The 14673-nt window shown below is 65.4% G+C and carries 13 protein-coding genes and 2 pseudogenes; 8 read left to right on the top strand and 7 right to left on the bottom strand.

Annotated elements, in window-relative coordinates:
- Nucleotides 1-18: 18 nt before the first annotated feature.
- The 4 genes and pseudogenes from AC1VNY_RS37280 to AC1VNY_RS37265 form a co-directional block, all read left to right on the top strand.
- A pseudogene (locus AC1VNY_RS37280) lies at nucleotides 19-309 on the top strand (flagellar biosynthetic protein FliO); the annotation flags it as partial.
- Nucleotides 306-1058: a flagellar type III secretion system pore protein FliP gene (gene fliP, locus AC1VNY_RS37275; protein WP_063709685.1), complete on the top strand. Its 753-nt coding sequence runs from the start codon at nucleotides 306-308 to the stop codon at nucleotides 1056-1058. The pseudogene AC1VNY_RS37280 and the gene fliP, both read left to right, overlap by 4 nt.
- A gap of 87 nt (nucleotides 1059-1145) precedes the next feature.
- The gene (locus tag AC1VNY_RS37270) at nucleotides 1146-2033 is read left to right on the top strand and encodes a hypothetical protein (protein WP_482408902.1); all 888 of its coding nucleotides are present in this window, start codon (nucleotides 1146-1148) and stop codon (nucleotides 2031-2033) included.
- Nucleotides 2034-2088: 55 nt separating this feature from the next.
- A complete protein-coding gene (locus AC1VNY_RS37265) occupies nucleotides 2089-3240 on the top strand; it encodes an aminotransferase class V-fold PLP-dependent enzyme (RefSeq protein ID WP_482408901.1) in 1152 nt (383 codons plus the stop codon).
- On the opposite strand, the gene AC1VNY_RS37260 is transcribed toward AC1VNY_RS37265, so the two are convergent.
- The 5 genes from AC1VNY_RS37260 to AC1VNY_RS37240 form a co-directional block, all read right to left on the bottom strand.
- Nucleotides 3237-4478, bottom strand: coding sequence for a YbfB/YjiJ family MFS transporter (locus AC1VNY_RS37260; RefSeq protein WP_482408900.1), 1242 nt, complete (start codon nucleotides 4476-4478; stop codon nucleotides 3237-3239). The two genes, AC1VNY_RS37265 and AC1VNY_RS37260, sit on opposite strands and share 4 nt — an antisense overlap.
- A gap of 122 nt (nucleotides 4479-4600) precedes the next feature.
- Nucleotides 4601-4846 carry a tautomerase family protein gene (locus AC1VNY_RS37255; protein ID WP_482408899.1) on the bottom strand — a complete coding sequence of 82 codons (246 nt, stop codon included), beginning with the start codon at nucleotides 4844-4846 and terminating at the stop codon, nucleotides 4601-4603.
- A 22-nt stretch (nucleotides 4847-4868) separates the two neighbouring features.
- A complete protein-coding gene (locus AC1VNY_RS37250; protein WP_482408898.1) occupies nucleotides 4869-5579 on the bottom strand; it encodes an SDR family NAD(P)-dependent oxidoreductase in 711 nt (236 codons plus the stop codon).
- A gap of 127 nt (nucleotides 5580-5706) precedes the next feature.
- Nucleotides 5707-6648 (bottom strand): LysR family transcriptional regulator, encoded by a 942-nt coding sequence (locus AC1VNY_RS37245; RefSeq protein ID WP_482408897.1) that lies wholly within the window; start codon nucleotides 6646-6648, stop codon nucleotides 5707-5709.
- Nucleotides 6649-6673: 25 nt separating this feature from the next.
- Nucleotides 6674-6910 (bottom strand): hypothetical protein, encoded by a 237-nt coding sequence (locus AC1VNY_RS37240; RefSeq protein WP_028339805.1) that lies wholly within the window; start codon nucleotides 6908-6910, stop codon nucleotides 6674-6676.
- 273 nt (nucleotides 6911-7183) lie between these two features.
- Between AC1VNY_RS37240 and AC1VNY_RS37235 the strand changes: the two genes are divergently transcribed.
- Entirely contained in the window at nucleotides 7184-8020 is an 837-nt protein-coding gene (locus AC1VNY_RS37235; RefSeq protein ID WP_482408896.1) for a glyoxalase superfamily protein, read from the top strand.
- Between the two features lie 12 nt (nucleotides 8021-8032).
- On the opposite strand, the gene AC1VNY_RS37230 is transcribed toward AC1VNY_RS37235, so the two are convergent.
- Complete coding sequence (locus AC1VNY_RS37230) at nucleotides 8033-11860, bottom strand: tetratricopeptide repeat protein (RefSeq protein WP_482408895.1); 3828 nt, start codon at nucleotides 11858-11860, stop codon at nucleotides 8033-8035.
- A gap of 187 nt (nucleotides 11861-12047) precedes the next feature.
- Between AC1VNY_RS37230 and AC1VNY_RS37225 the strand changes: the two are divergent.
- Nucleotides 12048-12337 (top strand): annotated as a pseudogene (locus tag AC1VNY_RS37225) (type II toxin-antitoxin system RelE/ParE family toxin).
- A 1-nt stretch (nucleotide 12338) separates the two neighbouring features.
- Nucleotides 12339-12629: an addiction module antidote protein gene (locus AC1VNY_RS37220; protein ID WP_028339801.1), complete on the top strand. Its 291-nt coding sequence runs from the start codon at nucleotides 12339-12341 to the stop codon at nucleotides 12627-12629.
- Nucleotides 12630-12728: 99 nt separating this feature from the next.
- Here AC1VNY_RS37220 and AC1VNY_RS37215 read toward each other — a convergent pair whose 3' ends face one another.
- Entirely contained in the window at nucleotides 12729-13571 is an 843-nt protein-coding gene (locus AC1VNY_RS37215) for a c-type cytochrome (RefSeq protein ID WP_028339800.1), read from the bottom strand.
- Between the two features lie 525 nt (nucleotides 13572-14096).
- Here AC1VNY_RS37215 and AC1VNY_RS37210 point away from each other — a divergent pair.
- Nucleotides 14097-14543, top strand: a complete 447-nt coding sequence (locus AC1VNY_RS37210) for an SgcJ/EcaC family oxidoreductase (protein WP_411781321.1) — start codon at nucleotides 14097-14099, stop codon at nucleotides 14541-14543.
- The last annotated feature ends 130 nt before the right edge of the window (nucleotides 14544-14673 follow it).

Raw genomic sequence — 14673 nt, 5'->3', positions numbered from 1 at the left:
AGATGTGTATAAGAGCCAGCGCCTCCCCAGGCACCGCCGCCGACTGCGACGCAGGCGCCTTCGGCCGCGCCGCCTCCATCGAACGCCGACGCCAATCTCGCCGAGATGGCGCAACGGCTCGAAGCGGCGCTGCGCCGCCCGACCGGCGCCGGCGAGACCGTTGCGCCGCCGGTTGCGCCCGATGCGCCGCCGGTGCGCCCGCAGCGCAGCGAGCCGCCCGCCCCGCCCGCCGGCGGACAGAAGAGCGGGTTCGAAAATCTCGAGGACGAGATGGCCTCGCTGCTCGGCCGACCGAAGAATCCTTCGTGAGACCAGGGGCAGTCCCGCGTAGAGTTTTTTTCATCGCTGTCCTGATCGCCGCCGGATCCCTCGCTGATCCGGCGATGGCGCAGGATATCAGCATCAATCTCGGCGGCGGCAATGGCGGCGTGACCGAGCGCGCGATCCAGCTGATCGCGCTGCTCACGGTGCTGTCGATCGCGCCGTCGATCCTGATCATGATGACGTCGTTCACGCGCATCGTGGTCGTGCTGTCGCTGCTGCGCACCGCGCTCGGCACCGCCACCGCGCCGCCGAACTCGGTGATGATCGCGCTTGCGATGTTCCTCACCGCCTTCGTGATGGGGCCGGTGCTGCAAAAATCCTATGACGACGGCATCAAGCCGCTGGTCGCCAACCAGATCGGCGTTGAGGACGCGTTGCAGCGCGCCTCGGTCCCCTTGCGCGGCTTCATGCAGAAGAACGTCCGCGAGAAGGATTTGAAGCTGTTCATGGACCTCTCCGGCGAGCCGCCGCCGGCGACGCCGGAGGAGATGTCGCTGCGCATCCTGGTGCCGGCCTTCATGATCTCCGAGCTGAAACGCGCCTTCGAGATCGGCTTCCTGCTGTTCCTGCCGTTTTTGATCATCGACCTCGTGGTCGCCTCGGTCCTGATGTCGATGGGCATGATGATGCTGCCGCCGGTGGTGGTCTCGCTGCCGTTCAAGCTGATCTTCTTCGTGCTGGTCGACGGCTGGGCCCTGGTCGCCGGCAGCCTGGTGCAGAGTTACGGGGGGTAGCGCCCTGCGAAACATTCATGGCCGGTCAGCTGGATCGGCCGTGCCATTGCACTATCATGCGCGGCAACGCATCCAGGGAGCCGCGCCGTGCAGCAACCATTCGACCGCGCCGCAGAAGACCTCGGCAACGCCATCCATCTCGAACATGTCAACGTACAGGTACCCGACCAGCGCCTCGCCACGCTGTTCTACGTCGCCGGCATCGGGCTGACCCGCGATCCTTATCTGATGGTCTCCGACAGCAACATGTGGGTGAATGCCGGCCGCAGCCAGTTTCACCTGCCGAGCGGCCGCCAGCAGGTGCTGCGCGGCCACACCGGCATCGTGATCGCCGGGCGGCAGGCCCTGCTGCAACGGCTCGCCGCGGTCGCACCCAAGCTCGAGGGCACCGCGTTCAGTTATCGCGAGCGCAACGATCACGTCGAGGCCACCTGCCCCTGGGGCAACCGGCTACGCTGCTTTGAACCGGACGTCGAACGGTTCGGACGTATCGCGCTCGGCATGCCCTATGTCGAGTTTGAGGTGCCGCGCGGCACGGCTGAGGCGATCAGCCGGTTCTATCCTGAGATCATGGGCATCCCCGCCAGCGTCGTGAACAGTGACGGTGTCGTCGCGCGCGCAAAGGTCGGCAAGGATCAGTATCTGCAATTCCGCGAGAGCGACGCGGTGCAGGGCGAATTCGACGGCCATCACATCCAGATCTACATCACGGACTTCTCGGGCCCCTACCAGCGGCTGCGCGAGCGCAATCTGGTCTCGCGCGAGGACAATCAATACCAGTACCGCTTCTGCGACATCGTCGATCCGGCCGACAGCCGGCATCTGTTCACCGTCGAGCATGAGGTGCGCAGCGCCACCCACCCGATGTATCTGCGGCCGCTGGTCAACCGCAATCCGGCGCAGACCAACCGCACCTTCGCCAACGGCTACGACCAGGCGCCATGGGCGATGGGGCCGGACCAATATGACGGCTGAGCGCACACCTCCTCCGCGTCACGCCATCCCTCGCAAATTCCAGCCACGAGACGACATGCTTCCCTCCCAGCGCCATCTGTTCGAGATCCCACGCGAGGTCTGCTATCTGAACTCGGCGTCCTACAGCCCGCTGCCGCTGAAGACGCTCGACGCCGGCCGCGCGGCGGTGGGACGCAAGGGCCAGCCGTGGACGATCGATCCCGGCTTCGCTAGCCGCCAGCATGAGCGCGCCCGGAGCGCGGCGGCCCGCCTGATCAATGCCGCACCTGATGATGTCGCGCTGATCCCCGCGATCAGCTACGGCGTCGCGACGGTGGCGAAGGCGCTGAGCATTCCGCGCGGCACGCGCGTCATCGTGCTGGAGAACGACCATTCCTCGCCGGTGCTGGAATGGCACGGCCGTGCCGAGGCGCAGGGCTTCGTCGTCGACACCGTGCGCCAGCCCGCCGACGGCGACTGGACATCGGCCGTGCTCGGGGCGATCGAGCGGCCAGACGCGCCGCCGGTCGGCCTCGCCTCGATCTCGTCGGTGCACTGGTCGGACGGCGGCATGATCGACGTCGACAAGGTGCAGGCCGCGCTGCGGCGGCAGGGCGCGATGTTCGTGATCGACGCGACGCAGAGCGCGGGTGTCGTGGCGATGGACGTGACACGACTCGACCCCGACGCCGTGATGTTTCCGACCTACAAATGGCTGATCGGCCCCTACGGCCGCGCCTTCCTCTACATTGCAAAACGCCACCAGAACGGCGTGCCGCTGGAGCAGACCTCCAGCGGCCGCCGCAACGTCAATTCCGAGAACCCGGTCTATTTCGGCGATCTCGCCTATGTCGACAACGCCACGCGTTACGACATGGGCGAGCGCGATCATTTCATCACGCTGGAGATGGCCTCGATCGGCATGGAGATGATGGCGGAATGGGGCGCCGCTGCCGTCAGCGCGCGGCTCGCGATGCTCAACGAGCGGATTGCCGACGGCGTGCGTGACCTCGGACTCGACGTGCCGGCGCGCAGCATGCGCGCGCCGCACATCCTGAGCCTCGGCATGGCAGGCGGCATCCCGAAGGAGTTGATCGCGCGGCTCGCCGCCGAGAACATCCATGTCGCGCTGCGGCTTGGCCGGATGCGGATCTCGCCGCACGTTTTCAACGACGAGGCCGATGTCGATCGCTTCGTCGCGGTGCTCACGAAAGCGCTGCGCGGCTAGGTAGACTTGTGCCGCAGTCCGACAACGCTGAATAATTCAATCGCCAGCGCGACAGCCACTCCGGCCGCGCCGATCAGGAACAGCAGCGCATAGTCGCCGCCGCTGTGCGCGAACAGCCAGGACAGGCCGTAGGCGCCCGCCGCCTGGAACAGCGCGAAGGTCGTGGTGGCCTGCGCCCAGGCTGAACGCTGGCTCGCCGCCGAATGCGGGATCAGCTCGTGGATGCGGCCGATCACCAGCGGCACGATGCCGGGCGTGAAGCCGCCGACGATCAGGCTCGACACGATCAGTGCGGCGGGCGAATTCGTCACGGCGGGCAATGCAACCGCAACGGCCTCGATCAGGAACGCCGCGCGCAGCGCCGCGGCGAAGCCGGCGCGATCGGCGAGGTGTCCCGTGAGCAACGGTCCGACCACGGCACCGATGCCGTACAGCACCCAGTAGTGCGATCCCGCCGCGATCCCCTGCCCGAGCCCGCGCGCGACGAAATCGACCAGGAACACCATGTGCGGCACCAGCGCCAGCGCGTTGAGGCCATATTCCAGGCACAGCGCGATCACCAGCGGCGAGCGCACGCCGTGCGACGCGACGGCCTGCTCCGCCACGCCTCGCGCGGCGGGAGCTTCGGCGGGCCACGCCTTCCAGCTGATCAGTGTCAGCACCGCCGACAACACGCCAAGGCCGTACCAGGCCTGCTTGACGCCCTGCTGCAGCAACAGCGGCACCAGCGTGCCTGACGCGGCGACGCCGAGGCCAACACCGGCAAAGATCACGCCGCCGATCAGGCCGCGCTTGCTGGGCGCGGTATGCGGCAGGATCGCGGTCGCCGCCAGCACCATGATCACGCCGCCACTAACGCCGGCGAGAAAGCGGAAACCGAAGAACCAGACGAAGGAGATCGGCACCGCGCAGGCAAAGCAGGTGATGGCGGCCAGCACCATCATGCCGCGCAGCGCCCACACCGAGCCGATGCGCGCGCCGAGATCGCGGGCGATCAACGCGCCGGCGAGATAGCCGGCAAGGTTGGCGGCACCGAGATAGACCGCTTCCGCCGGCGTGAACCACTTTGCGGCGATCAAAGCCGGGATCAGCGGTGTATACGCGAAGCGCGCCAGTCCGAGCCCGACCAGCGAGGCGCAGAGCCCCGCGGCCGCGGACAGCCACAGCGGCCCGCCTGCATCCCGATGCGGCTCGGCGTGATGGCGTCTGTCATGATCGACATTGGCTGACATGGACATCGCAGTAGGCGCTCCGGCCGTTCGTGAAAAATGATTAGTTGCGATCGCAGCAATCGTTCACGGCGATCGCGGTGCACCTCTCCCGATCGGGAGAGGTGCCCGGTTCGATGTGATGAAAGCCGTCAGCGGGACGATGCCGCCGCAGCAGCGAGCTTCTTGCGATAGTCGAGCGCGGGCAGCCCGCCCCAGCCCCAATTGTCGGTGTCGACTTCCTCAATGACGACGAAGGTCGATTCCATGGGCTTGCCGAGCACGTCGCGCAGCAGCTCGCTGGCGCCCTTGATCAGTGCGGCTTTCTGCTCCGGCGTGGTAGACGACGCACCCGGCGTCGTCCCCTCACGCGTGACCTGGATGGTGACGATAGGCATGGCACTCTCCGGATCACACTCGTCAGTGGCCGGCGCTCTGGCCGCCGTCGACATGCAGGATCTCGCCGGTGACGAAGCCCGCGCCTTCGAGGAACAGCACGGCATCGACAATGTCCTTGGCTTCACCCATGCGCCCGACGGGATGCTGCTTGGCAAGGAAGTCGTGCGTCGCGGGCGCGTGCATCGGCGTCTTGATCACACCGGGCGCCACCGCGTTCACGCGGATGCCCTTGGCGGCATATTCGATGGCGAGCGACTTGGTGGCGGCGTTCAGGCCGCCCTTGGTCAGCGACGCCAGCACCGAGGGAACGTTGCTGTTGGCGTGATCGACCAGGCTGGTCGTGATCTGCACGATGTGCCCGGATCCCTGCTTCTCCATCTCCCTGGCGGCGCGGCGGGTGATGTAGAAGAAGCCGTTGAGATTGGTCGCCAGCACCTGCGCATAGTCCTGGTCGGTGTAGTCGGTGAAGGGCTTGGCCAGGAAGATGCCGGCATTGTTGACCAGCGTGTCGATGCGGCCGAAGCGCCCGAGCGCCTGCTTGACGATGCGGTCGGCAACTTCGGGATCGCCGATGTCGCCTGCGACGGTCAGAACGTCGCTGTCCGTCGACGGCTTGATGCTGCGGGAATTGGCGACGACGCGCCAGTTGCGGTCGCGATAGCCCTTGACGATGGCCTCGCCGAGGCCTTGCGACGCACCGGTGATGATGGCAACCTTCTGCTCTGCACCCATGATCTCTCTCCATCTGTTGCTGAAGCGACCCAGCGCCGCTTCGATGGAGAGGAAGCTAGATACATCCGCTTTCCGCGCGAATGCCCGCTATTCGGCAGACACTCTTCCGCGGCGCGAACGACCGACGTCATCGGGCTTTCGCGCCAGCCTTGCTGGCCTCGCGCGACAGCCGCTCGAAATAGCGCTTCAGCCGCGGTGTCGCGAAATCGACGAAGGCGCGCACCTTGGGCACGTCGAAGCGGCCCTGCGGCGCCAAAAGATGCACCGGCAACGGCGGATGCTCGTCCTTGGCAAGCAATATCCGCAGCCGCCCGTCGCGGATTTCTTCGGCGATGTGATACGAGAACAGCCGGGTGACGCCGTGTCCTTCGCTGGCCGAGGCGACCGCCGCGCGCACCGTGTTGACCACCAGCCGCGGCGTGAACTGGACTGCGCGCGCGATCTTCGACTTCGCGGCCGGCGGGAAGCTCCAGGAGTCGAGCCCGAAATGCGTCATGGCGATGATCTGGTGCTTCGCCAGGTCCGCCGGCTCGCCGATCACCGGATGCTGCGCGAGATAGCCGGGGGATGCCGCGACCACGCGGCGGACCTCGCCGAGCTTGATCGCGATGAAATTGGAATCGGCGAGATGGGCGATGCGCAGCGCGACGTCGATCCCCTCGTCGATCAGATTGACGGTACGATCGAGCATCACGAGCCGCACCGACACGGCCGGATATTGCGTCATGAAGGCATCGAGCACCGGCCGGAGCACGTCCTCGCCGACGACGACAGGCGCGGTGACGGTCAGCGCGCCGCGCGGCACCGACCGCTCGCCGCCGGCCGAGATGTCGGCCTCCTCGAGCTCGGTGAGGATACGACGGCATGCGGCCGCATAGCGCTGGCCGGCATCGCTCAGCTTCAGGGAGCGCGTGGTGCGATGTAACAGCTCGGCGCCGACATGATGCTCAAGGAAAGCGATCGCCCGGCTGACCGCCGCCGGCGAGCGCCGCAACTTCCGCCCGGCACCGGCGAGGCTGCCCTCGTCGACCGCCGCGACGAAGACTTTCATGGCGTCGATGCGGTCCATCGATCCCCCCGCTTCGCGGCCGCCGTTACTCCGTCACGTCATACTGCTTGCTGAGATGGTCGCCGATCTGCACCAGCATCGCGACGCATTCGGGATAGCCGGGCCTCGCCACCGTGGTGTCATTGGCGCTGGCGCGAAACTCCCAGCTGTCGCCGTCGCGCAACACCGAGATGTCGATGCCGTCGGGGCAGTCGGCATGGGCCTTCAACTCGGCCCGCGCCATCTCGATGAGTTCGGCTTCGGTCTTGATCGGCTTGCTCATGTAAGGACGTCCTCCCGGCGCTTTGCAACGGACGCCATGGTTGCCGATTTGACGGCAGGATGTCGAGAGCACGCGTGCGATCACAACCAGTTGCAATTGACAAAATGCTCGTCCCCGGCGAACATTTGGCAGGGTCGATACCACCCGCCGCTTGCACCCCACCCGGGGACGGTGAATGTATCAAGCCGTGTTTCAGGCTTCCTTTGCCCGCACGAACGGGTCAGCAACGCAAGCCCCTGACGCCTTCCGTTCGTCGATGCAAAGGTTGATCCCATGCGCGACTTTCGTGATGCCAAGACCATGGCGCAGACGCTGCGCGAAACGCTCGGCGCCAAATCGATCCCCCTCACCCACAGCGACAGCCTGGAGCTGATCGCCAAACTGTTCGGCCAGCGCGACTGGAACACGCTGGCGGCACGAATACAGGCCGCAGGCGGATCTGCCGACGTGCCGGCTCCCGCTCAGCAATCGCCGCCGGACGCGGTGCGGCAAGAGATCGCAGTCGCTCCAGCGGTGCTCGACCGCTATGCCGGCTTCTACCAGCTCAGCGAGCAGGCCGTCCTCAGTGTGATGCGCGAGGATCACCACCTGGCTGTACAGCTCACCGGACAGCGTGCCGTAGCGTTCTTTGCGGAGAGCCAGACCGAGTTTTTCGCCAAGGAGGTCAACGCGCAGATCAGCTTTGTCATCGCGGCTGACGGTCAGGCGACGTCACTGATCCTGCATCAAAATGGCGACCAGCCGATGCCGCGCATCGACGCTGCAAGCGCGAAGCAGATTGCGGATCGCACCGCGGAGCGTGTGAAGAACCAGTCGCCGGCTCCCGGAACCGAGGCCGCACTCCGCCGCCTGATCGAGGGGGTCGCATCGGGACAGCCCGACTATGCGGACATGACCCCCGCGCTCGCCGCGGCGACCCACGAGCAATTGCCACACCTGCAGCCTTACCTCGCCGACCTCGGCACGATCGAGTCCACACGTTTCCTCGGCGTCGGCGCGCAGGGCGAGGATGTCTACAGTGTGCGACACGCCAACGGCGCCTCGCATTGGCGGATCGCGCTCGACGCCACCGGGATCATTTCGACCGCGTGGGTGTCTGCCGGGCCGTGAGCCCCTGCGCTGCTACGGCACCGCGCTGGCGCGGCGCTCGCCCTTGATCGCCGGCAGCGCGCTCACCGGCGCGGCCTTTGGCTTGTCAGTCACCGATCCGGTTGCGACCGGATCGGGCAACGGCGCGCGGGCGGTGGCGTCGGGGAAGCGGGTTTTCATCTCGCGGATGAAGCCGTCGAGCGTGTCGACGCTGGCGGCCATTCGCGCGATCTGGGCGAATTCGGCGCTGGACGTCGCGACCGGCTTGCTGGCCGAGTCGAAGGCGAGCTTGTCGGTATCGCCGGACATCAGCGGCGCGTATTTCTCGCGGAACCGGGACAGTCCGATGGCGTCCTCGGCAAGCGCGTAGCCGACAACGGCGCGGATGATGTCGGCCTTCTCGCCCGGATTGAGCGGAGTGAAGTCGCGCCAGCGGTCGCCATAATAGAGCTCGATCTGCTCGGACGCCTCGCGCCAGTGCCGCGACGCCCAATAGATGTCGGAGCGCAGCCGGATTGCCTCGCGGCCGGTGATGTTCGAGATGATGTCGAGCGCGAGATCGTGCCGGCCGACGTCGCTCTGCGCGCGCGCCTCGAGCAGCAGCCGCTGCTGGCGCAGTTCGCCGGAGAGGTCCGCGATCCGGGTCGAGCGCAGCGCGGCAACGGCGCGGTCGGGCTTGCGGTTCATCAGATAGACCATCGCAAGGCGCGCCGCGACCTGGGCGCGGGCCGCGCCTTCGAGCCGCTTGTCGACCTGGTATTGCAAGAGGTCGGCGGCCTGGTCGAGCAGATCGACGCCGACCAGGCGGTCGGCGAGACGGCGGATCATCTCGTCGCCGCGGCGGCCGATCGGCGTCAGTTCGCGATATTCGTAGAAGGTGCCGAGCGCATCGATCGGCGACATCTCGTCGCCCTTGGGGCCGAGGTAGAGCTGCACGAACAAGGCCGAGGCGGCATCCTGCGCCTGGCGCGATTCCGGCGCGTTCGGCTGCAGCCGGGTCGCGGCACGCGTGACCGCGAAGGCGTCGGCGTAGCGCGCCGTCTCGGCGTAGATCTTCGACAGCACATACAGCGTCTTCAGCTCGATATTGTCGCCGCGCCACAGCATCGACAGCAGTTCGAGCTCCTTCAGCACATCGTCGCGGCCGATCTCGCCGCGCTTCTGCTTGAGCAGCGTCTCCAGCAACCTACCTTCGGCGGCAGCCTGGCGATCGGCCGAATTGGCGGCGAAGCGATAGGCGTCGAGCGCATCCTTCTCCTGGCCGAGCGCCTCGGCGAGCCGGCCGCGCAGCACCGCAACCGCGGGCTTCAGCTCGCCGGGAACGCCGACCACGTCGAGATCGCTCTTGCGCCGCGCGGCGCCGGCATAGTCCTTGACCTCGAGCGAGGCCTTCATCGAGTCCATGGTGACGATGCGCTGCAAATCGGGCGGCAGCGTCGCCACCGCGAATTCGGCGTTCTTGAACTTCTCGCGCGCCTCGGCCCATTTGCCCTCGCGGGCGAAAGCGAGCCCCTTCCACAATTGGGAATCGTAACCGTTGCCGATCACCGGATTGGCGAGATCCTTCAGGCCCTGCGCCGGGTGTCCGATCAGGATGCTGGCGACCGCGTGCACCATCACCACCGACGCCGTCTCGCTGCCGCGCTTGCTCTCGGACAGGATCAGATTGGCGACACCATGGGCTTCCTGGTACATGCCGCGCGCCATGTAGAAGTCGGCGAGATCGAGCCGTGCCTGCGGCAGCTGCTCGGCATTGGCCGACGCGGCCGCCGCAATCAGGCCGTCGAGCTGCTTGAGGAAAGTCTCCGACTGGTTCTTGCGCCACTCGTCGGGATCGAACAACGGCTTCACCGCCGCGGTCGCACGCTCGGCGGCGACGTCGGCCGATGACAGCGTCAGGCCCCCCGGCCGGCCCAGCATCACCTTGTCGGCGCCGACCTCGGCCTTGACGTCGTCCGCGTTCGGATGAACCACGACGCCGTGGATCGATTCCAGCAGCGACAGCTCGACGAAATCCTGCCGCTTGATGACGCCGCGGGTCGGCGGCGGCGCCGTCACCACCCAGAGCGTATCGCCGGCGTCGGGATCGACCAGTCTGTGCAGCTGGCCCGGATTGGCGAGCGGCACGCTGACATTGGCGAGCGAGGGCTCCGAGATGTTGCGCACCACGGTGAGCGGCAATGGCGGCTTCTGCACGCGGTCGGCAAAGGTCAGCGTCCAGCTCACGCCGCGCGAGCGGTCGTCGCTTTCGAGCGACGGCATCTGCGGCCGGTTGAGGCGGAAGCGCACCGCCTGGCCCTTGTCCAGCGCGATCCGGCTGACATCTGATATCAGCGAGCCGGCCTTGGCGCGGACCGGATCGACGTCGATTGCCTCAGCGGTGTCAAACACCATCCAAACCGTGTCGGCGCGGCGGAACAACGCCGCCGGCGTCGCGCCGGGGAATGAGAACGTCACGCGCAAGCCGTCGCTGTCGCGCTGGGCTTCGACCGCGGGCTTGCCGTCGGCACGGGCCTCGGCAGGCGGCGATGGTGCCGCAGCCGCCTTCGGCGCTTCCGTCGCCGGCGCGGCGGCGGCGACAGCGGGCACCGGCTTCGGCGCGTCGGTCACGGGCGCCGTGTTCTGTTCCGCCGCAGAGCCGGCGCCACCCTCGTGCGGCGGGGTCGGCGCAGCAGCATTCTCGGCGTTGGGCGCAGGTGCGGCCGCCATTTTCGGCAGCTCCGGATCGGACAGTTCCGATCGGGGCTGCTCCGTTTTGGCGGGCGCGGCCGCCGGTTGCTCGCCCGTGGCTTGCTCGGGTTTGAGCGGCTCGGAGCGCTGCGGTTCGGACTTGGCAGGTTCGGACTTCGCCGGTTCGGGTTTCGCCGGCTCGGTTTTGGACTGTTCGGGCTTGATCTCGATCTTGGCCTGCTGGGCGATGCTTTCCGATGTCACCGGCGCGATCGCCGCGGCGCCTTTGGGTTTGGCGCGCAGCGTCGGCAACAACGAGCTCAGCGAGGGCTTTGCCGCCTGCTGCTCGCTCTGCTGGAAGGCGACATCGACGATGTAGTTCTTCTCGTCGCGGAACGAATGCACGTCGACATCGCCAATCAGCGACACGTCGACTGCCGACGTGTCCGTGTCGGCGCGCGCGCTGATCGACGCGACATTTGGCGGAGCGGCGACCTTGGCATCGGCAAGGTCGAAGGTCAGGACCGAATTGAACGACAGCGTCAACTTCTGCTCGTTCAGCACCGAGGAGACGCTGACCCCGTCGGGCACCTCGAACACGAAGCGGACGAAGGTGGGTTGCACCAGCGCGCGAACGCGCACCGGCGGCTTCTTCCTGGCGGCGTCGGCGGCACGCTGCATGCGCAGCAGGCGCTCGGCGGCGCGGGCGCGCTCGGCAAGCTCGCGGATCACCTCCTGCGGCAGCGACGGCGGCGGGCCGGTCCAGCTGTCGGGCAGGAAGTCGATGAAGATCCGCTCGCCGGCGGTCATGGTGTTGATGCTGACGCGACGCGCCAGCGACAGGCGGATCGCCGAGCCGTCGGGATCGCGGCGCGCGGCGCCGACATAATCGGGCACCGCATCCTGCAGTTTCTCGACGGGGATATCGACCGGACGTTTGAAGCGGATCACGATGATCGAGCCGGCGGTCGTGACCTCCGACTCGACATCCTCCTTCAGCTTCAGCACCAGCCGGGCATAGCCGTTCGCGGTGGAGAATGTCGCCTCCCCCGGCACCGCGTCTTCGGCCCGCGCCACAGTCGGATTGTTAAGGGTTGTAAGCGCAAGGGCGGTGGCAAGCAGGCACAGACGCGCGGTCCGCGCCCAGGCGCGGCCTAGCGACCATGTTCCAGCGGCAGCGGTTCGCGCCATCTCGAAACGTCTTCTCGGGACCCCAGCCATACCAAGCGCGAAGCGCCCTCGCCCACGCCTCCCGATCTTGGATCGGGCGGCGTTAAGGACCTGTTAACGTCAACGGATTGTTTCGGAGCCCGCCGCTGCCACGGAATGGCTGTGTACTATAGTTGACAAATCGACCGCGTCGTGTATGATAATACACATGATCCAGGTCGTTCAGACCGACGCTTTTGCGCACTGGCTCAACTCGCTTGCCGACATGAAAGCGGTCGCCCGGATCGGCGCACGCATCCGGCGTCTCGAACTCGGAAATCCAGGCGATGTGAAATCGGTGGGCGAAGGCGTGAGCGAAATGCGGATCGATTACGGCCCGGCTACCGGGTGTATTTCACGCGTCGAGGCAAAACCATCGTGCTCCTGCTCTGCGGTGGCGACAAGCGAACCCAAAGCAAGGACGTCAAGGCGGCCCAGAAGATGGTGAAGGAGATTTGAGATGCCGCTCAAGACGACCAAGTTCGACATCAAGGATCATCTGAAGACGCTGGAGCAGCAGATCGCCTATCTCGAAGCGGCGCTGGAAGAGGACGATCCCTCGTTCATCGCGACAGCTATCGGCGACATCGCCAGAGCTCGCGGCGTATCGCAGTTTTCGCGCGAAACTGGCTTGAGCCGCGAAGTGATCTACAAGTCATTCCGGCCCGGCGGCAATCCGACTATTGAAACCCTGAACAAGGCGACAAAAGCGCTCGGTTTGAAGCTGAAGCTTGTTCCGAGCGCCGCCTAGCTGCGCAGATAGCGGTGCGGGCTATCCTCGCAGAACTGGAGTCAGCCAAGGGCCCGCTGCGCGACTGTGACCGGACAGGATTTGTCCTTGCAACGAGGCTTACTCCGCGCTGCCCGGTACCGTGCGCAAATACGCCACGATGGCATCGAGGTCATCGGGACTGATCCGGGCGTAGTAGTGGTATCCCATCGGTCGACCGAGACGGCTGCCGTCGCGGCTGACACCTTCGGTGATCGCACGCTTGATCTCGTCGTCGCTCCATGTGCCGATCCCATTCGTCTTGTTCTGCGTGATGTTGCGTGAGACCGAGATTCCCCACGGCCCGGAAAATTTGACGCCACCGGTGCCAAGGCTGCTTTTGTATTCTCGTCCCCTCGGTCCAATCGGCGTATGGCACGCCATGCAATGCGCGATCGTGACGAGGTAGAATCCCTTCTGCACCTTGTCGCTCATCATCGGTTCGGCGAACGCGTTCTCGCCGCCCGGCGGAACGTTCTCGACTTGAGGGACCTTGTAGATCGGATCGGGCACCTTGTTGTGGACCGGCGTAATCGTACGCAGATATGCAATGACCGCGTCGAGATCATTTTCCGTCAGGATGTGATAGAAGCTGGTCGGCATGACCATCGCGGTATGCACACCCTTTGGGGTTTGCCCGGTCCGCAGCAGTTTCTTGATATCGGCATCGCTCCAGTTTCCGATGCCTGTTTCCTTGTCTTGCGTGATGTTGGCGGCATGCACCGTGAACGGAGGCTCGTCCCAGTATCCTCCGCCCGAAAACGCCTTCTCCAAAACGTCGCCGTTCGGTCCCTTGGGCGTGTGGCAATTGCCGCAAGCCAGAATGCCGTTGACGAGGTAGTCGCCCCGTTTGACCAGTTCGGATTGGGCCCATGCCAGATTGGTGGTGGCGATGACGACAAGCATCATGAACAGGCTACGCATATTGGTTTCCTCGAAATTTCTTGGTGACTAAAAATTCAATGTCTGATCGGGCGCAGCTTCGCGCCCGGCACAAATGAGCAATTCAATCAATCAACTCAGGCCGCGGTCCATGCGACCGCAATCACGGAAGGCTCCAAAACAGCGAAGTCGCGCTCGCCTTCCCCACGCCAATGCTAGACTCGCATCAAGCAATTTGGCAATGTCTGTGATGGCTCTGTTGCAATGGCGTTGAAAGCGTTCGGCGCGGATGTACGCCAAGGGGCCACAAGAAGGGGGCCACAAGCCGCCCTGCTCCGCCTATGTCGGCGAAGGATCGCGACCATCAGGCCGGCGATTTGCGGAAGCCTTGTGCCCGCTGGTCCATTGCACCGGATCGGGGCGACTTGGCGAACTCGGCCGGACGGACATCGAAGCGGCCAGCCGCCCTGTTGATTGGCATTAATGATTTATCGCAACGCGGAAGCAGCCCTGCTGCCTCACTCGATTTCCGATTGTTCTGCAATAATTCTTTTGAGAGGATCACCCATGCGAAAGCCACTATCAATTCTTGCTCTTTTAATGAGTGTCTCGATTGCCCAAGCCGATCCGAAGGAGGACGCAGCGCAGCTCGTTGAGCGCTGGAGCAAAGCCTTCGCTGACGCCGACCTTGAGGGTATCGTCAGTTTCTATGCCCCGGAAGCGACCATGATCGGAACGTTCGGCAAGGTCGTCATGACGACGCCGGAGCAAATCCGCAAATACTTCGAAACGACAATCCTCAATTCGCGCCCCAACACCGTGGCGCTGCAAAGCGCGGAGACTCTCCTGATCGACGAGAGGACGGTGGTGCTCGCCGGGTTCGACACCATCTCCGGGGTCATGAAGGATGGCCAGCCTTATAGCAGCCTCGGCCGCGTCACATTCGTGATCGCGAAGCAAGGCCCGGATTGGAAGATTGTCCATCTGCACCGGTCTCCACTCCCGAAAACCTGACGGCAGCCCCGTCAATTCGTCTTCGGCGTGAGCATCTTGGCTTCGATCTTGGGAAGGTCGTCGGTCGAGGCCGATTTGTCGCCGCCGGCGCGGCGATTGGCGACCTAGCGCAAAGTGAGGTGCTGCGAAC

The organism is Bradyrhizobium ferriligni (genome assembly GCF_056837965.1).
Note: the sequence above shows the minus strand (reverse complement) of the source record. Positions and strands in the feature narration are given on the sequence as shown.